The 18476-nt window shown below is 67.1% G+C and carries 13 protein-coding genes and 1 pseudogene; 10 read left to right on the top strand and 4 right to left on the bottom strand.

Annotated features, from left to right (window positions below):
* Positions 1-158: 158 nt before the first annotated feature.
* From METUNV2_RS0110785 to METUNV2_RS0110760, 6 genes are read left to right on the top strand one after another with little or no spacing between them, the layout of a single operon-like run.
* The gene (locus METUNV2_RS0110785) at positions 159-1322 is read left to right on the top strand and encodes an ABC transporter substrate-binding protein (RefSeq protein WP_036271344.1); all 1164 of its coding nucleotides are present in this window, start codon (positions 159-161) and stop codon (positions 1320-1322) included.
* A complete protein-coding gene (locus METUNV2_RS0110780; RefSeq protein WP_018229486.1) occupies positions 1319-2110 on the top strand; it encodes an ABC transporter permease in 792 nt (263 codons plus the stop codon). The genes METUNV2_RS0110785 and METUNV2_RS0110780 overlap by 4 nt, the downstream gene beginning before the upstream one ends.
* Positions 2107-2898 (top strand): ABC transporter permease, encoded by a 792-nt coding sequence (locus METUNV2_RS0110775; RefSeq protein ID WP_018229485.1) that lies wholly within the window; start codon positions 2107-2109, stop codon positions 2896-2898. The genes METUNV2_RS0110780 and METUNV2_RS0110775 overlap by 4 nt, the downstream gene beginning before the upstream one ends.
* 38 nt (positions 2899-2936) lie before the next feature.
* A complete protein-coding gene (locus METUNV2_RS0110770) occupies positions 2937-3788 on the top strand; it encodes an ABC transporter ATP-binding protein (RefSeq protein WP_018229484.1) in 852 nt (283 codons plus the stop codon).
* A 39-nt stretch (positions 3789-3827) separates the two neighbouring features.
* Positions 3828-4796, top strand: a complete 969-nt coding sequence (locus METUNV2_RS0110765) for an LLM class flavin-dependent oxidoreductase (RefSeq protein ID WP_018229483.1) — start codon at positions 3828-3830, stop codon at positions 4794-4796.
* Positions 4797-4798: 2 nt separating this feature from the next.
* Entirely contained in the window at positions 4799-5989 is a 1191-nt protein-coding gene (locus tag METUNV2_RS0110760; protein WP_018229482.1) for an LLM class flavin-dependent oxidoreductase, read from the top strand.
* A gap of 9 nt (positions 5990-5998) precedes the next feature.
* Here METUNV2_RS0110760 and METUNV2_RS0110755 read toward each other — a convergent pair whose 3' ends face one another.
* The 4 genes and pseudogenes from METUNV2_RS0110755 to METUNV2_RS0110740 all read right to left on the bottom strand — a co-directional run bounded on the left by METUNV2_RS0110755 (position 5999) and on the right by METUNV2_RS0110740 (position 10431).
* Positions 5999-6322, bottom strand: coding sequence for a helix-turn-helix domain-containing protein (locus METUNV2_RS0110755; RefSeq protein WP_026188068.1), 324 nt, complete (start codon positions 6320-6322; stop codon positions 5999-6001).
* Positions 6312-6671: pseudogene (locus tag METUNV2_RS19105) on the bottom strand (type II toxin-antitoxin system RelE/ParE family toxin); the annotation flags it as partial. The gene METUNV2_RS0110755 and the pseudogene METUNV2_RS19105, both read right to left, overlap by 11 nt.
* Before the next feature lie 193 nt (positions 6672-6864).
* Positions 6865-8118: an acyl-CoA dehydrogenase family protein gene (locus METUNV2_RS0110745; protein WP_018229479.1), complete on the bottom strand. Its 1254-nt coding sequence runs from the start codon at positions 8116-8118 to the stop codon at positions 6865-6867.
* A gap of 72 nt (positions 8119-8190) precedes the next feature.
* Positions 8191-10431 (bottom strand): TonB-dependent receptor, encoded by a 2241-nt coding sequence (locus METUNV2_RS0110740; protein ID WP_018229478.1) that lies wholly within the window; start codon positions 10429-10431, stop codon positions 8191-8193.
* 383 nt (positions 10432-10814) lie between these two features.
* Between METUNV2_RS0110740 and METUNV2_RS0110735 the strand changes: the two genes are divergently transcribed.
* The 4 genes from METUNV2_RS0110735 to METUNV2_RS0110720 all read left to right on the top strand — a co-directional run bounded on the left by METUNV2_RS0110735 (position 10815) and on the right by METUNV2_RS0110720 (position 17787).
* Entirely contained in the window at positions 10815-12011 is a 1197-nt protein-coding gene (locus tag METUNV2_RS0110735; RefSeq protein WP_018229477.1) for an LLM class flavin-dependent oxidoreductase, read from the top strand.
* Between the two features lie 330 nt (positions 12012-12341).
* Positions 12342-14978 carry a TonB-dependent receptor gene (locus tag METUNV2_RS0110730; protein ID WP_018229476.1) on the top strand — a complete coding sequence of 879 codons (2637 nt, stop codon included), beginning with the start codon at positions 12342-12344 and terminating at the stop codon, positions 14976-14978.
* Positions 14979-15002: 24 nt separating this feature from the next.
* Complete coding sequence (locus METUNV2_RS0110725; protein ID WP_018229475.1) at positions 15003-16199, top strand: LLM class flavin-dependent oxidoreductase; 1197 nt, start codon at positions 15003-15005, stop codon at positions 16197-16199.
* A gap of 13 nt (positions 16200-16212) precedes the next feature.
* A complete protein-coding gene (locus METUNV2_RS0110720; protein ID WP_018229474.1) occupies positions 16213-17787 on the top strand; it encodes an ABC transporter substrate-binding protein in 1575 nt (524 codons plus the stop codon).
* Positions 17788-18476 lie beyond the last annotated feature (689 nt).

Here is an 18476-nt window from a genome sequence, read left to right as displayed (position 1 = left end):
CGCTCAGCGCGTGATCGACGCGGCGCCGCACCGGATGTGGCGCCGGGCCTCGTTTTCCGGCCATCGAAGAACTTTCGGCATCGTTCTTGCACTGCGGCATGCAGATCCGGCGCGGACATTCCGTCCTGTCGGACATCCCGCGCTGCAGGAAGGTCATCATGTCGTTTTTCACCCGACGCTTCGGTCTGGCCGTTGCCGCCGCCTTTTCGTTCGGCGCCTATCTGGCGCTGCGTCCGTCACCTGAACAGCCGGTCGCGCCGGTCGATGTGCCGCGCAGCGAAGCCGCCCGGCCCGCTGCGGCCGGCGCACCGCTGACCACGCTCACCATCGCCGCGATCTCGTCGCCGCACCAGGGCCAGCAGGTGTTCAGCGGTGCTACCCAGATCATTCTGGAACAGGGCTGGCTGGAGGCGGAACTGGCGCGCCGCGGCGTGGCGCTGAAGATAGAGCCGGTGTCGCCGGCGGTCGGCGGGCCGCAGATCAACGAGGGCTTTGCCGCGAAGCGCATCGACTTCGCGGCCTATGGCGACTTCCCGGCGCTGATCGCCAAGGCCGGCGGCGTGGACATCCGCACCGTGCTGTCGCCGGGGCAGGGCAACAACGCCTATCTGGTGGTGCGCAAGGGGCTGGCAGCGCAGTCGATACGCGACCTCAAGGGCAAATCCATCGCCATTCACCGCGGCCGGCCGTGGGAACTCACCTTCGCCAAGCTGCTCGACGCGAACGGCCTCACGCTGAACGACTTCAAGATCTACAACCTGAACCCGCAGGCCGGCCACGCGGCGCTGGCGGCCGGCAAGGTAGACGCCACCTTCACGCTGAGCGAGGCGCTGGTGACAGAACAGCAGGGGGCCGGCCGCATCATCTGGTCGACCAAGGACGCGCCGCTGCACTGGAAGATGCGCACCGGCCTGTGGGCGCGCCACGATTTCACCGACGCGCATCCGGACATCACGACGCTGGTGGTGGCCGCCTACGTGAAGGCGGCGCACTGGCAGGCGCAGGAGGAGAACCGCGACAGGGTGCTGCAGATGGCGTCGCGCGGCAACCTGCCGGTGGACCTGATCGCGCGCGACTACGATGACCCGCGCGTGGGCTGGAAGGACCGCTTCTCGCCGCTGCTCGACGGCTTCTACCGCCAGCACTTCAGCGACGTGGCCGAATACATCCACGCCAACGGCCTGGTGCAGAAGCGGGTGCAGGTCGAGGACATCATCGACGACCGTTTCCTGGCTGCGGCGCTGCGCGATCTGTCCGCCGGCGGTCTGCCGCTCGACGGCTACTGGACGCCGCAGGCCGAACAGAAGGTGGCAGCCCGGTGAGTGCTGCGCGCATCGACGAAGCCACGCTGCGCCGCAGCGTCATGGTGGCGTCGCCGCTGGCGGTGCTGCTGGCCTGGCAGGTGCTGAGCGCCGCGCGGGTGTTTCCGCCCGAGGTGCTGGTGTCGCCACAGGCGGTGCTCGCGGCCTTCGGCCAGCTCACCGCCTCCGGCGAACTGGCCCGCCATCTGGGCGAAAGCCTGCAGCGTCTGCTGTGGGGCTTCTCGATCGGCAGCGGCGCCGGGCTGCTGTTCGGTCTGGCGGCCGCACTGTCGCCAACCTTCGCGCGGCTGTTCGACCCGCTGTTCCAGGCGCTGCGCCAGGTGCCGGTGCTGGCCTTCATTCCGCTGCTCATCCTGCTGTTCGGCATCGACGAGGTGTTCAAGATCGTCATCATCGCCAAGGCGGCTTTCTTCCCGACCGCGCTGTCCACGCTGGACGGCGTGCGCGGTGTGCCCAAGGCCTGGTTCGAGGTGGCGCGCATCTACCGCACGCCGCTGCCCTCGCTGGTGTGGCGGGTACTGATACCGGCCACGGTGCCGGCGGTGCTGTCCGGTGTGCGGCTCAGCCTGACCCGCGCCTGGCTGGTGCTGGTGGCGGCCGAACTGATCGTGGCCGACAGCGGCATCGGGCAGATGATGGAAATGGGGCGCCAGATGTTCCGGCTCGACGTGGTCATGGTGGGCGTCGTCGTGTGCGGCGTCATCGGTTTCGCGCTCGACCGCGGTTTCGTGCTGCTGCAGGCACGTCTGCTGCGCTGGCGTGCCCAGCCGGCCGGAGCGGCGGCATGAGCGCGGCGCTGCGCAGCTACGGCGCCGGTCTGCCGGCCCGCATCGCGCTCGGCCTGCTGGTGCCGCTGGCGCTGATTCTGCTGTGGGATCACCAGGCGCGCCACGGTGGCGAGCACGCCTTCGCCTTCGTGTCCGCGGCCCAGGTGGCTGGCGCGCTGCGCGAACTGTGGCAGTCCGGCGATCTGCTCACCGCCTACGGCAACAGCCTGCGCAATGCCTTCGGCGGGCTGTTCTGGGGCAGCGTGACCGGGCTCGCGGTGGGTTCGGCGATGGCGCTGCTGCGACCGGTGGACTGGGTGCTCACGCCGCTGTACCACGGCCTGCGCCAGGTGCCGCTGCTTGGCTGGCTGCCGCTGATCGGCCTGTGGTTCGGCAGCGGCGATCTGTCCAAGGTGATCGTGGTGTCGCTGTCCGCCTTCTATCCGGCGGTGCTCTACACCTATGAGGGGCTGAAGGGCGTCGAGGCGCGAATGCTCGAGGTCGGCCAGCTGTACCGGCTCACGCCGTGGCAGACCTTCTGGCGCATCCGCTGGCCGTCGGCACTGCCCTCGCTGTTCACCGGCCTGCTGCAGTCGGTGGCCTTCGCCTGGATCGCCACGATAGGCGTCGAACTGCTGTTTCCGACCGGCTTCGGGCTGGGCACCGTAATGCAGCACGGTCAGCTGCAGGCGCGGCTGGACATCGTGGTGGTGTGCATCGCGGTGGTCGGCCTGACCGGTTTCGCGATCAATCTGCTGGTGGCCCGCCTGAGCCGGCACGCCTTGCGCTGGCGGCCGGTGCGCACCTGATCCGGCCCGCTCCGCCCCCTGAATTCCGGAACCTCGACATGAACATCGATTCGCGCGCCGTGGTGCGCACCCCTGAACAGCCGGCGCTCCGCTCCGGCGCGCTGCAGCTGAAGGAAGTGCGCAAGCGCTTCCTGTTCGACCAGCGCGAACTGACCGTGCTGACCGGCCTGAACCTGGACGTGCATCCGGGCGAGTTCCTCAGCATCGTCGGCCCCTCCGGCTGCGGAAAGTCGACGCTGCTGCGGCTGATCGCCGGCCTGGACGACGACTACGAAGGCCATATCGCGCTCGACGGCAGCCGTGTCGCCGGCACTTCGCTCGAACGCGGCCTGGTGTTCCAGGACCACCGGCTGTTTCCGTGGATGACGCTGGAACAGAACGTGGCGTTCGCGCTGATCCGGCGCGACATGTCGGCCGCGGCGCGCGACCGGCTGGTGCGCGAGCACATCGCGCTGGTCGGCCTGAGCGGTTTCGAGCAGGCCTACCCGCACCAGCTGTCGGGTGGCATGAGCCAGCGCGCCGCCATCGCCCGGGCGCTGGTGAACGAACCCAAGGTGCTGCTGCTGGACGAGCCCTTCGGCGCGCTCGACGCGCTGACCCGGGTGCATCTGCAGACCGAGCTGCAGCGCATCTGGATGAGCCAGGGTTCGACCATGATCATGATCACCCACGACGTCGACGAGGCGCTCTACCTCGGCGACCGGGTGGCGGTGATGCAGGCGCATCCCGGCCGCATCGCGCACATCGTCGATGTCGACCTGCCGCATCCGCGCGACCGCGCCGCACCGCTGCTGCACCGGCTCAAGGACGACATCCTGGCCGAACTGACCGCCACCGATGCGCCGCGCAGCGAGGCGGTGGTGCCGCTGACCCGGCGCCGCTCGGGCTGATCGCATTCCCACCATCCCGTCGTACCCGAGGAGTTTCCGATGTCGTCCACCTTCTACTGGCGCCTGCCCGGCGCGGACGATGCGCGCAACCGCGCCTTCGACGCGCTGGCGGCCGGCAACGCGCCGCGCCTGCCTGCGGCCAACGACCTGCGGCATGGCCGCTACGGCAGTTTCGACCACGTGGTTCAGGTGGCGCGCGCTGCTGAACTGGTGGCCTTCGACGGTCTGGTGGCCGGTGACGAGCCGGAAGGCGACGCCGCCCTCATCGTGCTCGGCGCGCTCGCGCGCGAAGTGCGCCGGCTGAAGCTGGTCGCCACCTTCAGCCCGGGCGCCGGCTCTGCGGTGTATGCGGCGAAGAAGGCGGTGAGCTTCCAGCGCTACAGCGGCAACCGCTTCGGCTGGGCGCTCGAATCGTCGGACGATGCGGCGCGCCGGCGCCGGCTCGGCGATTTCGTCGGCAGCGGCGACCTCGGTGCGCGGCTGGAGGATTTCGTCACCGTGGCACGCGGCGTCATCGAGTCCGCGCACTTCAGTCACGACGGTCCTTTCTTCTCGGTGCTGGAGGGCGGCTTCCAGGGGCCTCTGTCCGGCCGTCCCTTCCCGGAACTGACACTGGCCGGCGACAGCGCCGAAGACATCGCGCGTTCGGCGCGGCTGGCCGACGTGCACGCCTTCACGCTGGGCGAGGCACTGAGCGAGCGCATCGCGCTGCTGCGCGAGGCCGCAAGTCGCGCGGGCCGTTCGCCGCAGGTGGCGCTGCGCGCCCGCATCGTGTCGCACGACGACGGCGCGCGTGCACGGCTTGAGGCTGAACGCGCAGGTCTGGCCCACGCCCCCGACCTGCTGGCCGGCAGCTACGACGAACTGGCCGCGCGCATCGTCGCGCTGCACCGGCAGGGCGTCGATCGTTTCGAACTGTCCTCACCGCGTTCGCTCGACGAGGTGTATCGCGTCGGCGAACACCTTCTGCCGCGTGTGCGGCAACTGCTCGGCAGGAAGGCCGCCTGATCATGACCCACGCTTCATCCGCCGCACAGACCATTGATTTCTTCTGGCGCCTGCCCACGCATGGCGACATCAGCACCGTGCGCAGGCCGCAATCGACCCGCGGCGACTGGTGGCCGCTGCGCGACGGCAACCAGGCGCCGGGCCTGCTGCACGGCGAGCCGGACGGCAGCAGCTATATCGACCATCTGGCACAGATCGCGAAGGCGGCCGAAATTTCCGGCTTCCAGGGCGGGCTCATTCCGTCCTTTCCGATGACTGACGACCCCTGGGTGATCGCCGCCCACCTCGCGCGCGAAACGAAAACCTTCCGTTTCATGCTGGCTTTCCAGCCGGGCTTTCTGAATCCGGTCGAAGCGGCGCGCATGTCCGCCACGCTGCAGCGCGTGAGCGGCGACCGCATGCTGTTCAACATCATCACCGGCGGCGGCGGCCCGGCCCAGCTGTGGTGGGGCGACCGCTTTGCGCACGACGACCGCTACGGCCGCACCACCGAATTTCTCGACATCTTCAAGGGGGTCTGGAAGGGTGACGGCCCCTTCGATTACGACGGCCGCTTCTACCAGGTGGAGCAGGGCAGGCTGCCGTCCGCGCTGGCTGCCACCGGACTGCCGGAAATCTATTTTTCCGGTTCGTCCGACGCCGCGCTGGGTTCGGCGTCCAGGCACGCCGACTTCTACCTGTCGTGGCTGGAACCTTTCGATCAGGTGGCCGAGAAGTTCGCGCGGGTGAAGGAACGTACCGCCGAACTGGGCCGGCGCATCAAGTGCGCGATCCGCGTCGACATCATCGCGCGGCCGACCGAAGAGGAAGCGTGGGCCGACGTGAAAGCCGGCTTCGAATCGCTCGGCCCGGAACGCCGCGATGCCTTCCGCCAGAGCGGCGGGGACTCGGTCGGCGTCAGCCGCCAGGCTGGCTACCGCCCGGCCGACGCGCAGCGCTACGAGGACCTCATCATCGCCCCCAATCTGTGGGCCGGCTTCAGCCTGCTGCGCGGCGGCCCGGCCATCGGCATCGTCGGGTCCTACGAACAGGCGGCGCAGAAACTGGACGAACTGATCGCGCTCGGCGCCGACGGCTTCATCCTCGCCGGCACGCCGCATCTGGAAGAGGCCTACCGGATCGGCGAGGAGGTGCTGCCGCTGGTCACCGGAAAGGGGCGCATCGAGCGCTCCGGCCTACGCGCGGTGGGCTGAGTCCTCAGTTCAGAGAATGGCTTCCAGTCCCTTGCGGTCCAGCAGATCGAGCAGCTTGAGCGATGGACCGCTGGGGCGCTTTTCCCCGATCTCCCACTTGCGTACCGTGGATGGGCTCGTGTTGAGCACCGATGCAAACACGGTCTGGCTCAATTTCAACTGTTCGCGCAAGGCACGGATCCGGGCGCTGTCGTAAGGCGGAATCGGTTTCACGCACAGCACTTCCAGCTTCTGTTGCATGCGCTTGTCGATGAATCCGAGACGATGCAGGTCGAGGGCCGTTTCATGCACTGCATCGAGAATTCGGCTTTTCGAGCGACTGTCAGTGGTCACGACATATCTCCTGCACGGTTCCATCGATCAACGCACTGTCGAGCTGCGAGTCGGTGAGGGCGAGTAACTCTGTTGCCAGCAATCGAAGTGCGTCCAGTTCGGTCGTCGATACATTGGCTCTTTCGTTCTTCTCGAACCCGAACACGAAGAACCAGCGTGCGGCTCTGCGCGTGGCAACAAGGGTTCGTACTCCACCGCGTTTGCCGCGACCGGCCGACCCGATACGTTTCTTCACCACGTTGCCGCCCAGATCGGCGTCCACCAGTCCCGCTTCCATTTCAGCGATGGCCCGGCACAGGTCCGCATCGCTCAGTTCGGTCTTGCGCAGCCATCGTGCGAAATAACGGGTCTTGAAAACACGGGATGTGTGAAAAGTGTGTCACCTGGTGGCATGGTTTGCAACACGCCTGAACTCGGCGAGGTCCGGCAAGAAGCCGGGTGGTTGTGATCGATATTATTCCAAACGTATTTTCTGTATTCACGGAGTGAACGAAAAAGGCCAGGGCAAGCGCCCTGGCCTTCGGTGTCGCCCTGCAATCTGATCAGAGACCCTGACGCGCCTGGGTGATCTGGTTGTACTCGCCCGGATCGACGCCATTCAGATAGAAATTGCCGACGTGCTGCAGGCGCCAGCGGATCGGGTCGTGCGTGGTGTGCACGCGTGCGTTGCGCCAGAAGCGGTCGAGGTTCCACTTTTCCAGCGAGCTGCTGGCGCCGAGCAGCGAGAACAGGTCGCTGCCGATGGCGAGCGAGGCCTCGTCCGATTTCGCGCGCGCGGTGGCCACCGCGAGAATGAGTTCGGTCGCGAGGTCGTGGTCGTCCGGTGCGGCGCGGTGCTGGTCGAACACGTCGGCGGCGTAACGCAGCGTGGCTTCGGCAGCGCGTACCGCGACTGCGTACTGGCCGATGCGGTTGATGATGAGCGGCTCTTCGGTCGGGCGTTCGACGCCGCTTTCCACCCAGGCGCGGGCGTGGGTGTTCAGGTAGTCGATGGCAGCGGCCAGCGCGCCGGAGGCGATGCCGGTGTCGATCGCGGCGTGCAGGATCTGCGGGAAGGTGAGACCGGTGCGCGGGAAGGGGCCTTTGCCGCGCGGCGTCTGGATGGACGGGTCGACCTCGACGTTATCGAACAGCACCGTGCCGCTGACCGAGTGGCGCTGGCCGTAGGCGTGCCAGTCGTCGAGCGCGGTGACGCCCGGTGCGTGACGCGATACCAGCGCGCCGCCCGGCGTGCCGTCGGCGCCGCGGGCCGAAACCGAAATCCAGTCGGCGAGGTAGGAACCGGTAGCGTAGAACTTGGCGCCATTCAGGCGCAGCCTGCCTTCGGCGTCGGTTTCGACGCGGGTTTTCTGGTCGAACTTGTTCTTGCCACCGACCTCGGCAAGTGCGTTGCCCAGCCGCTTGCCCGCCAGCAGTTCGCGCGAGAAGAAGGCGCGCACCTCTTCGGATTCGGCATTGACCAGCCCGCGCGCCATCACGTGATGGATCTGCAGGATCTGGCCGACGCCGCCGTCGGCGGCAGAAATGATGCGCACGGTGTCGACGATGGTTCTGATCGACGCGCCGAGGCCGCCGTATTCCGGGCGCACCGAAATGCCGGTGAGGCCGGAGGACGACAGCAGGTCGGCCTGGCGTACCGGCAGCTGCTTTTCGCTGGCCGGGTCGCGCGCCAGTTCGGCAATGATGGCGGCGGCGGCGTGGGCAGCGCGGATGGCCTCATCGTCGCTGCGGATGATGGTGACGGCGCGTGCGGGTTCGGCGGCAGCCGGGGCCCTGACTTCGGAAACGTGGCTCATCGCATGTCCTGTCGTAAGTGAATGAGGAATGCGGACAGCCCTCAGGGCTGTCCGCGTTGGCGCAGATCGCGCTCAGAACACCGTGGTGACGGTCAGGCCGACGGTGCGCGGCGAGCCGTAGGTGTGGATGAAGCGGCCGGAGCCGTTCGGACCGTTCGGGCGGCCGTGGTTCTGGTACAGCTCGTCGGTGATGTTGTCGACATAGCCGGTGACGCGCAGCTTCTTGTTCGGCGTGATGTAGCTCAGGCGCGCGTTGAACAGGCTGAAACCTTCCTGGGTGAGGTCGGGGAAGGCGCTCTGGCTCTGGCGGTCGACCAGGAAGAACTCGCGGCTGCGGTAGTTGGCATCGGCCGCGGCCACGATCTGGCTGCCGTCACCGAGACCGAAGGTGTATTCGGCACCGACCGCGGCGGTGACTTTGGGCGAGCGCACGAAGGCGTTGCCGGTGTTTGCGCCGAAGTCGGTGTACTCGGTTTCGAGCAGGCCCAGGCTGCCGCGCAGCACCAGTGCGTCGACCGGGCGGGCCAGCAGTTCGAGTTCGGCACCTTCCACCTTGCCCTTGGCGCCATTGGTCAGCGCGGTCACCACGCCGGCGCCGAAGGGGTTCTGCGTGAGCAGATTCACCTGAATGTCCGAGTAGTCGTAGCGGAACACGTTGGCGTTGGCGAACAGGCGGCCGTTCAGCCATTCGGTCTTGACGCCGATCTCGTAGGCGTCGAGGTATTCCGGCTTCACCGTGGTGGCGGTGTTCAGGTTGCCGCCGATGCCGGTATTGAAGCCGCCTGAGCGGAAGCCGCGTGCATAGCGGAAGAAGGTGAGGATCTTGTCGGTCACGCGGTATTCCGGCGTGATGTCGAAAGTCCACTCGCTCCAGCTGTCTTCCGGATGGCGCGAGCCGTTGGCGGTGGCGGCACCGGCCAGCACCGGGGTGATCAGCGCATTGGCGCGCCACCACGGATTCGAGTTGAAACCGGCAGCGGTCTGGTAGGTCAGCAGGCCGATGTCCAGCTTCTTCTTCTCGTGCGTCCAGCGCAGGCCGGCGGTGGTCGAGAATTTTTCGGTGAAGTCGTAGGTGACGTTGCCGAACAGCGCGAAGCTGCGGGTGTCGTGCTCGATGCTGGTCTGCTGGAAGCGCGGCGTGCCGGTGGTGAGGTTGGCGGTGACCGCGACCGAATCGATGTCTTCCTGGAAGTAGTGGGCGCCGACGATCCAGCGCAGCAGTTCTTCCTTCGGCGAGGCGAGCCGGAATTCCTGCGACACCTGGTCGTAACGCGTGTTGCCGTAGCTGCGCTGGTCGGTCTGGCCGGCGGTGGAAGGCAGGTTGTCGGCGTCGCTGAAGGTCTTGTTCTTGATGTTGTCGAAGGCGGTGATGGAGGTGAACTGATAGCCGCCGAAGCGGTAGTTCAGCGTGGCCGATGCGCCGTCGTGCTCGAGTTCGCTGGTGCTCGGGAAGTTCGCCTCCAGGATGCGGCCGGACGGGCGCACGTAGCCGGCGGCATAGGTGCCGACCGGCAGTGAGCCGGTGTTGCCGTCGCCGTCGTAGGTGCGCGAATGCAGCTTCACCAGCGCGTCGAAGTCGCTGTTCGGCCTGAACAGGAACTGCAGCCGGTAAGCGCGCTTGTCCACGTCGCCCACGGTTTCACCGAGCAGCGGATTGCGGGTGAAGCCGTCGCGCTGTTCGTCGTAGAAGGAGGCGCGGATGGCCAGCGTGTCGCTCACCACGCCATTCACCGCGCCTTCGATCGTGCGCAGCTTCTTGGTGCCGGCGCCCAGCGTCAGATAGCCGCCGTTTTCGAACACCGGCTTGTTGGACAGGATGTTCACCGCGCCCGCGGTGGTGTTCTTGCCGTACAGCGTGCCCTGCGGGCCGCGCAGCACTTCGATCCGGCTCAGATCGAACAGCGCCACGCCACCGGCGATTGGCGCATTCAGATAGACGTCGTCGGCGTAGATGCCGGTCGGATAGACCGTGGACACGCCGGTGTCGCCGGTGCCCAGACCACGGATGTACCAGCGCGGGCGGGTGTCGCCGTCAGCCTTCTGCGCGGCCGCGTTCGGCACGAACTTGATCGCGTCGCCGAGGAAGGTGTCGCCATTGCCGCCGAGATCCTGGCCCTTGATGACCGACAGCGCGGCCGGCACTTCCTGTGCGGTCTGTTCGCGACGTTGCGCGGTCACCACCAGTTTCTGCAGCGCCGGTTCGGCGCTGTCGTCCTTTGCGGCGGCGGGGGTGTTCGCGCCGGCGGCCTGAGCCTGTGCGAACAGCGGAAAGGCGAGCATGAGCAGCGCCGAAAGTTGTGTACGTCTGTGCATGGGGAGCTTCTTCCTGTCTTGAAATGTCTGCCCCGCGTCGTCGTCGCCGGGTGGTCCCGGTGCGCGCGCAGGTCGCCCGCCTTCTTTGCACGTCGCGTGCCATGGCGAAAACCCTTCGGCATGCCTTCTTCCGGTCGCTTGTTGCGCAGCCGTGCGCAGCTGACGAGTGCCGTGGGTGGAAATTTCGGCAGGGCTGTCGACTTGGGCGCAGTGCGGAAGACGCGGGAGCCGGGCGCCTGAAAGCGGCAGGGCGGCGCTGCCGGCCGAGGTGCGCTGGCGTGGGGCAGCGCGTGGGGCAGGGCGGGGCGCATGGCATGAATGCTGCTGAAAGACGTGTTCCCGATCATTCAAGAACACGGTTCACAAAGAGGACGCGCAACGCCATGTCGATCAAGCTGCTCTGGTATCTCACCGCACCCGATGGCCCTTATCCCTGGGATCCGAAGGGGCGCTGGAAAACCGATTTCCGCCATCTCGAACAGCTCGCGGTCACCATCGACCGGCTCGGCTATTACGGTGCGCTGCTGGGCACCAGTGCCAATGAAAGCCTGGTGGTCGCTTCCGCCCTCATTTCGGCGACCGAGCGCATGCGCTTCCTGGTGGCGCAGCACCCGGGCGAACTGTCGCCGGCGGTGCTGGCCAAGTACGCGCAGACCTTCGACGCCTTCTCCAACGGCCGCCTGCTGTTCAACGTGATCAACGGCAACGACGCCGGGCTGGCTGCGCTGGGCGTGCACTACCCGCACGACGAGCGCTACGACTTCAGCCGCGAATACTGGGACGCCTTCCGGCGTGTCTATGCCGGCGACACCAGCGGTTACGACGGCAAGTTCGTGAAGCTGGCGCCGCGCAACAGCGGCCCGAGTCCGATGGGTACCTGGAATCCGCCGACCCAGCTGCCGGGCATACCGTTGTGGGGCGCAGGCACGTCGCCGGCCGGTGTCGCGCACTCGGTCGAGCTGCTGGATGTCTACCTGAGCTTCGCCAATACGCCGCCGCTGCTGGGTGACAAGTTCCGCCGCGTCGGTGCCGAGGCGGCCAAGATCGGCCGCACGCTGGAGTACGGCACGCGGCTGCAGGTGATCGTGCGGGAAACCGAGGAGGAGGCGTGGGCGCAGGCCGAGTGGTTCCTGAGCAAGTCCTCGGTCGAGCATGCGCGCCGTTCCGCTGAGCGCCAGCTGCCGCCGGGCGTGACGCTTGAGAACTACAGAAGCGACAACCCCATCATCCAGAAGAACGTCGACACCCTGCTGTCAGGCCGCCTGCCCAGTGCCAGGGATCTGGAAATCTATCCGAACGTGTGGATCGGGCCGGCCTGGTTCGGCTTCGACATTCTCGGTCCGGCATCGGGCACCACGCTGGTCGGCAGTGCCGAGAACGTCGCTGCCCGCCTGCGCGAATACGCGGCGCAGGGCACGGGGGCTTTCATCCTCTCCGGCTGGCCGCTGATCGACGAGGCGCACCGGGTTGCCGACCTGCTGTTCCCGCTGCTCGATCTCGATCACGGTTTCGACGTGCCTTCGCTGGGCGTGCAGGCGAAGCCGCGTCTGGCCCCGCCGCCGAAAGCTGCGGCCGCCTGATTGCTGGTCACTCCGCGATGACGGCGCCCGGTGCATGCATCGGGCGCCGTTTTTCTTTCTGGTGCCGTCGGTGGCCGCCGGACAGGGTGCCGATTTCACGACAGCGCGTCGTCAGATGCTGTGCGCAGCGGGCCCGTCGGGTGCCGAATATTCCGCAGAACTTGATGGCTGCAGACGTCAAAAGCCTTGTCCGGAGCGGGTTTCATGGGTGGCACGCCTTCTGCTGAACAGGGTCGGGTCCTGTTCCGACAGGGTAGCGAATACGCCGCCGCCAGAGCGGTGTGTCCAACGGTCCGCGCTGTGCGGACATTGAAGGAAAGACGTCCGACCATGAAAAATTCCAGACAGATTCCCGGGCGCATCAGGCCGCTGCCGGCGCTGATCGCATCGTTCGCATTCGTGTCGTCTGCGGCCGCGGTGCATGCGGCTGATGCCGTGCCCGCCGCGCAGTCGTCCGAGGCGGTGCAGGACAGCGACCTGCCCACCGTCACCGTCAAGGGGGCGGCCGTTGACCGCAAGACCGCAGTGCTGCCCACCCGCCCGCAGGGCGCGATCTACGGCACCGAAGGTGCGGTGGTCGACACCCCGCGCTCGGTGTCGCAGATCAACGCAGAACAGCTGGGCAGCGATCCGATCCGCACCGCAGACGATCTGGTGAAGTACGCGCCCGGCATCACCCGCGGCGGCGGCCAGAACGTGTCGATCGCGCCGCAGATCCGCGGCCAGAACACCGAGGTGTTCCAGGACGGCCAGCGCGGCTACAACGTGCGCCACCCGACCAATTTCAATGCGTATGAAGGCGCGGACATCGTGGCCGGTTCGTCATCGGTGGTGTTCGGGCCGAGCAGCTCCAGCGGCGGCTACATCAATTACCTGAGCAAGCTGCCCAGCTTCGACAAGCCGGTCACCACGGTGAGCGGCCTGTTCGGCGCGTGGGCGCCGCGCGGCGAATCGTGGAAGCAGGCCCGTCTCACCTTCGATACCACGGCACCGATCAACGACACCACCGCCTATCGCGTGAGCATCACCGGCCAGCGTGCCGACGACTACTTCGACAACGTCAAGAACAACTTCAACGCCTTCTACGGCGCGCTGGCTTTCAAGCCGCGCAACGACCTGCGCATCGACTGGAACGCGAGCTACGACGATTACTACGACTTCAACGTCACCCACGGCTGGAACCGCGTGACCCAGCAACTGGTGGACAGCGGCGGCAAGCAGTACGCGGCCGGCCGCGCCACGCCGCTGATCCGCATCGGCAACACCCTTTACTCGCCGGTCTACAACACCGCCGGCGTTGCCGGCTGGCAGACCCGCACCCGCAACGCACAGGGCCAGTACATCGCCAACCCGGCACTGGTCGCGCGGCCGGGCGGGGCGGGCACGGTGGTGGGCTGGGTGTATGACCCGAATGCGCCCGGTAACCGGCTGGCTGCCATTTCGCCTGCTCAGTCCGGTCGCGAGGAAGACAAGAACACCGCCACCCGGCTCACGTCGCAGCTGCGGGTGGCGTGGGATCTGTCGCCGAAATGGTCGCTGCGCAACAGCACTTTCTACGAGCGCTCGGCGGACACCGGTGATTCGGTCGGGTCCTTCCTGTCTCAGTTCGACGACAAGATTTTCGAGAACCGGCTTGAACTGCGCGGCAAGCATGCCTTCGATCTGGGCGGCATCAAGCTCACCAACGACAGCAACACCGGTGTCACTTACCGGCGCGAGAGCTACCAGACGCTGGCCGCCAACAACAGTTTCAACATCAATCCGTATGACCTGACGCTGGACCCCAGCCTGAAGACGCCGGGCGGCCTGTACGGTCTGCCGCTGCAGAGCGGCGCCTCCGGCTCGTGGATCGGCACCACCGCGGCGCGGTCCGCCGGCAACCCGGCCACACTGGTGGTGAATTCGCCTTACTTCGGCCTGCTCAACCTGCCGGCCATGTTCCCGGCCGGCAACGGGCTGTACGCCGAAATCGGCGGTACGCCGGGTGCGAGCTACACGTCGGAGGGCCGCTGGACCACCGCCAGCTTCTTCACCCAGCACAACCTGCTGTTCAACGAACGCTTCGGCCTGAACATCGGCGGCAACGCGAGCTTCATCGATGCGCGCATCCGCAACCCGCTGGGCCCGAACCGCTCGGATTCCGAAGGTTTCTACCTGCCCAGCTATCAGGCCAGCGTGTATTACAAGCCCACGGTCGACAGCTCGGTGTACTTCACGCTGGACCGCTCGACCGCGCTGAACACCGGCGGCTTCGCCAACGTGCTCACCTGGGGCGGCCTGTCCATCGCCGGCGACTACCGCAACAAGCTCAATCCGCTGGCGTTCGAGAGCAAGAGCGAACTGAAGGAACTGGGGGTGAAGGCAGACCTCATTCCGAACAAGCTGTTCGCATCGCTGGCCGGCTTCCACCAGACCCGCGACACCTCGCCGGACATCAACGGCAACATGCACCAGCTCAAGGTGCGCGGCGTGGAGTCGGCCATCCGCTTCCAGCCTGACCGCCACATCAGCTCCGGCGTGAACCTGACCTGGATCGATGCCTGGTACACCTCCATCATCCCGGCCGGCTTTTCGCCCTTCGGCTTCTATGCCGACAACGCCACCGTGTGGGGCGACAGCAACCGGCTGAACGGCCGCACCGCCGGCCGTTACGACGCCGCCGGCATTCCGGCCTATTCGCTGACCGGCTTCGTCGATTACCGCTTCGACAATGGTTTTGGCGTCGAGGTGTCCGCGTGGTGGACCAGCAAGTGGGCCACCAACCTGAGCAAGACCGTCACCGTGCCGGACCAGTACAACGTCGATGTGTCGCTGTACTACCGCGCGCCGAAGTGGAACGCCGCGCTGCGCTTCCTGAACGTGACCGACCAGCTGAACTTCTCCAACGGCCTGGCCGGCTCCACCACCGAATTCCTGCAGCCGACGCGCCCGTTCAGCGTGCTGGCGCAGTTCTCCTATTCGCTGTAAGCCGCTTTCGACGAGGACATCGACATGGGCATCAAGATTCTGTGGTACCTGACCGCACCCGACGGCACCGTGCCGTGGGAGCCGCACGGCCGCTGGGCCACCGGTCACGATCATCTGGTCCAGCTGGCGCAGGCCATCGACAAGCTGGGCTACTACGGCGCACTGCTGGCCACCGGCGGCGACGAGGTCAATGTGCTGGCGTCGTCGGTACTTACCGCGACGAAGCGAATGAAGTTCGTCGCCGCCATCTACCCGGGCCTGATCCAGCCCTTCAAGCTGGCGCAGATCGCGCAGACCATCCAGCGCTTTTCCGGCGGCCGGCTCATCTACAACGCGGTCAATGGCAATGACCGCATGCTGCCGGCGCAGGGCGTGCATTACCCGCACGACGAGCGCTACGACTACAGCTGGGAATACTGGGACGCCTTCCGCCAGCAGTACGCCGGCAGCAGCGCCGGTTACGACGGCAAGTACATCAGGATCGCGCCGCGCCCGGATGTCGCGGCCGGCAGCACGCGCGGCGGTCCGGCGCCGGCGGGGCAGGGCCACTTCCCGATCTGGGGCGCCGGCACTTCGCCGGCCGGCGTGGCGCATTCGGTCAAGCTGCTCGACCTCTACCTGAGCTTCGCCGACACGCCGCAGCGCCTCGGAGACAAGTTCCGCCGTGTCGGCGCCGAGGCGGCGAAGCTGGGCCGCACGCTGGAATTCGGCACCCGGCTGCAGATCATCGTGCGCGAAACCGAGCAGGAGGCCTGGGACTACGCGCAGTACCTGGTCGATAACACCTCGGTCGAGTACGCGATCCAGTCGATAGAACGCCAGCTGCCGCCGGGCGAAACACTGGAAAGCTACCGGAGCGACAACCCGCAGGTGCAGAAGAATCTGGAGGCGATCAAGGCCGGCCGCCTGCCGCCGGCGCGCGACTACGAAATCTATCCGAACATCTGGACCGGTCCGGCGCTGCACGGCTTCAACGTGCTCGGCCCGCTGTCCGGCACCACGCTGGTAGGCAGTGCGGAAAACGTGGCGGCGCGCATTCGCGAGTTCCAGGCGCAGGGCGTCGGCAGCTTCATCCTGTCCGGCTGGCCGCTGATCGAAGAGGCGCACCGGGTGGCCGATCTGCTGTTCCCGCTGCTCGATCTCGATCACGGCTTCGAGGTGCCGGTGCTCAATCCGTCCCGCCGGCGCGACGTGACCGCGTCGCTGCGCAGCGCTGCCTGAGCCGGAGGCCGTCATGTCCGATCGCATGGACCGCCGCCGTTTCCTGCTCACCGGCACCGCAGCGCTGGGTGCTTCTCTGCTGGCCGGCTGCGGCCGCGACGAGGCGCCGGCATCAACGGCGGCGGCCGCGTCAGCGGGTGTCGACGACACCCCGCGCCGAGGCGGCCGGCTGCGCCTGGGCATCATTGACGGCGACCAGGCCGGCAATCTCGACGTGCACAAGCCGTCCAGCACCGGCAGCATCATCCGTGGCTTCGCGCTGTACTCCAAGCTCTGGGAATGGACGCCGGACATGACGCCGGCGCTGGCGCTGGCCGAAGAGGCCGAAGTCAGCCCGGACGCCACGCACTGGACGCTGCGCCTGAAGCCCGGACTGGAGTTCCACCACGGCAAGACCATCAGCGCCGATGACGTGGTGTTTTCCATCCTGCGCCTCACTGACCCCGAACTGGCGTCGCCCTATGCCGGGCTGGTGTCGGCGGTGGACCGCAGCCGGGTGGTAAAGCTGGATGAGCGTACGGTGCGGGTGCACTTCAAGGAAGGGCGCGGTTTCGTGCCCTTGCCTGACACCTGGGTCAATTTCGGTGGCATCGTGCCGACCGACTATCACCCGGTCACCAATCCGGTGGGTGCCGGCCCGTACCGGCTGAAGGAATTCCTGCCCGGGCGGCGCTCGCTGTTCGTGCGTTTCGACAACTACTTCAAGCCGGGCCAGCCCTACGCCGACGAGGTCGAAATCATCGACTTCAAGGATCAGACCTCGCGCCTGGCCGCGCTGCAGAACGGACAGATCGATCTCGCCAACGCGATCTCGCCCGAGCACGTGCCGCTGCTCGAACGCGACCCGCGCGCCTCGGTGCTGGTGTCGGAAACCTATGGCTGGCAGTCCTTCGACATGAATCTGTCGAAGCCGCCCTTCGACGACATCCGGGTGCGTCAGGCCTTCCGGCTGCTGGTTGACCGCGAGGATCTGGTCAAGCGCGCGCTGAACGGGCAGGGCCGCATCGCCAACGACCTGTATTCACCGCAGGATCCGGCGTTCAACCGCGACATCCCGCAGCGCCGGCAGGACATCGAGCAGGCGCGTGCGCTGCTGAAGGCGGCGGGGCAGGAGAATCTGACGGTGGACCTGATCGCCAGCGCGGCCGGCACCAATGCCGCGCTGGTGTTCGCCGAACAGGCCCGCCGCGTCGGTGTCACGCTGAACGTGAAGAAGGTGGACGCCGCCACCTTCGGCAGCCCGCAGCGGCTGCAGTGGCCGATCAGTACCGGCGGCACGCTGGGCCAGTCCTTCCTGTCGACCGCGCTGCACATCGATGCGCCGAGCGCGGTGTCGAACAAGACGCAGTTCTACGACGGCCGCTTCGGCCAACTGTTCGCGCAGGCACTGGCACAGCCTGACCTCGCGCTGCGCCGCCCGCTCATCCACGAGGCGCAGCAGATCCAGCACGAACGGGGCGGCCTGCTGATCTGGGGTTTCGCCAACACACTGGATGGCATTTCCCGTCGGGTCGGTGGCGCCGAAGCGGAACATTCCCACTTCCCGACCTGGCGCTTCGAAAAGCTCTGGCTGCGCGCCGGGGCCTGAGGACTGCGCTCCTGCGTACATCGCGGGTGAGGTGCGCTTCTGCGCAGGGATGTCGTGGGAGCGGCGCCTCGCCGCGATGCGACGGTGGATCAGGCTATGTCGCTGGGCACGGGCCCCATCGCGGCGAGGCGCCGCTCCCACGGGGCTGCGCTGACCGGTCTGGCAGGCGCGAGTAAGCCGGCCAACGCCCGGTCGCGGGCAGGGTCCGCTTCCGTGGCGGAGGCATACGCGTCGCGAGGGTGTCGTGGGAGCGGCGCCCCCGCCGCGATGGGGCCTTTGCCCGGCAACGCGCTCTCTTCACCGCCGATCGCGGCGAGGCGCCGCTCCCACGAGGTTGCGCTGACCGGGGTGTGAGCAAGCCGGCCAACGCCCGATCGCGGGCAGGGTCCGCTGCTGTGACAGACACATAAGCGTGGAATGGACTTTGTGGGAGCGGCGCCCCCGCCGCGACGGGGCCTGTGCCCGGCAACGCGCTTTCTTCACCGCCGATCGCGGCGAGGCGCCGCGCCCACAGGGCGGCGTGTCGCAATCACCACAACCCGGCCTTGGCTGCGCACATCCGCTCAAGTGGCTGTCGCAATCGCCGCTGCGTCTGCAGGGCGGTCTGCGTGCGCAATGCCGGGCGCGTGCAGTCGCGATGGTCGCCCTGCCGATGTGCATGGCGCGAATCGAAGTTGACCCATGTCAAA

It is taken from the genome of Methyloversatilis universalis EHg5 (assembly GCF_000378945.1).
In the GTDB taxonomy this organism is placed as follows: domain Bacteria; phylum Pseudomonadota; class Gammaproteobacteria; order Burkholderiales; family Rhodocyclaceae; genus Methyloversatilis; species Methyloversatilis universalis_A.
This window is presented reverse-complemented; position numbering and strand designations above follow the sequence as displayed.

Excerpts from the sequence above, each read along its gene's own strand:
- METUNV2_RS0110785 (WP_036271344.1), top strand. The coding sequence starts at position 159 with ATGTCGTTTTTCACCCGACGCTTCGGTCTGGCCGTTGCCGCCGCCTTT.
- METUNV2_RS0110775 (WP_018229485.1), top strand. The coding sequence starts at position 2,107 with ATGAGCGCGGCGCTGCGCAGCTACGGCGCCGGTCTGCCGGCCCGCATC.
- METUNV2_RS0110770 (WP_018229484.1), top strand. The coding sequence starts at position 2,937 with ATGAACATCGATTCGCGCGCCGTGGTGCGCACCCCTGAACAGCCGGCG.
- METUNV2_RS0110765 (WP_018229483.1), top strand. The coding sequence starts at position 3,828 with ATGTCGTCCACCTTCTACTGGCGCCTGCCCGGCGCGGACGATGCGCGC.
- METUNV2_RS0110760 (WP_018229482.1), top strand. The coding sequence starts at position 4,799 with ATGACCCACGCTTCATCCGCCGCACAGACCATTGATTTCTTCTGGCGC.
- METUNV2_RS0110745 (WP_018229479.1), bottom strand. The coding sequence starts at position 8,118 with ATGAGCCACGTTTCCGAAGTCAGGGCCCCGGCTGCCGCCGAACCCGCA.
- METUNV2_RS0110740 (WP_018229478.1), bottom strand. The coding sequence starts at position 10,431 with ATGCACAGACGTACACAACTTTCGGCGCTGCTCATGCTCGCCTTTCCG.
- METUNV2_RS0110735 (WP_018229477.1), top strand. The coding sequence starts at position 10,815 with ATGTCGATCAAGCTGCTCTGGTATCTCACCGCACCCGATGGCCCTTAT.
- METUNV2_RS0110730 (WP_018229476.1), top strand. The coding sequence starts at position 12,342 with ATGAAAAATTCCAGACAGATTCCCGGGCGCATCAGGCCGCTGCCGGCG.
- METUNV2_RS0110725 (WP_018229475.1), top strand. The coding sequence starts at position 15,003 with ATGGGCATCAAGATTCTGTGGTACCTGACCGCACCCGACGGCACCGTG.
- METUNV2_RS0110720 (WP_018229474.1), top strand. The coding sequence starts at position 16,213 with ATGTCCGATCGCATGGACCGCCGCCGTTTCCTGCTCACCGGCACCGCA.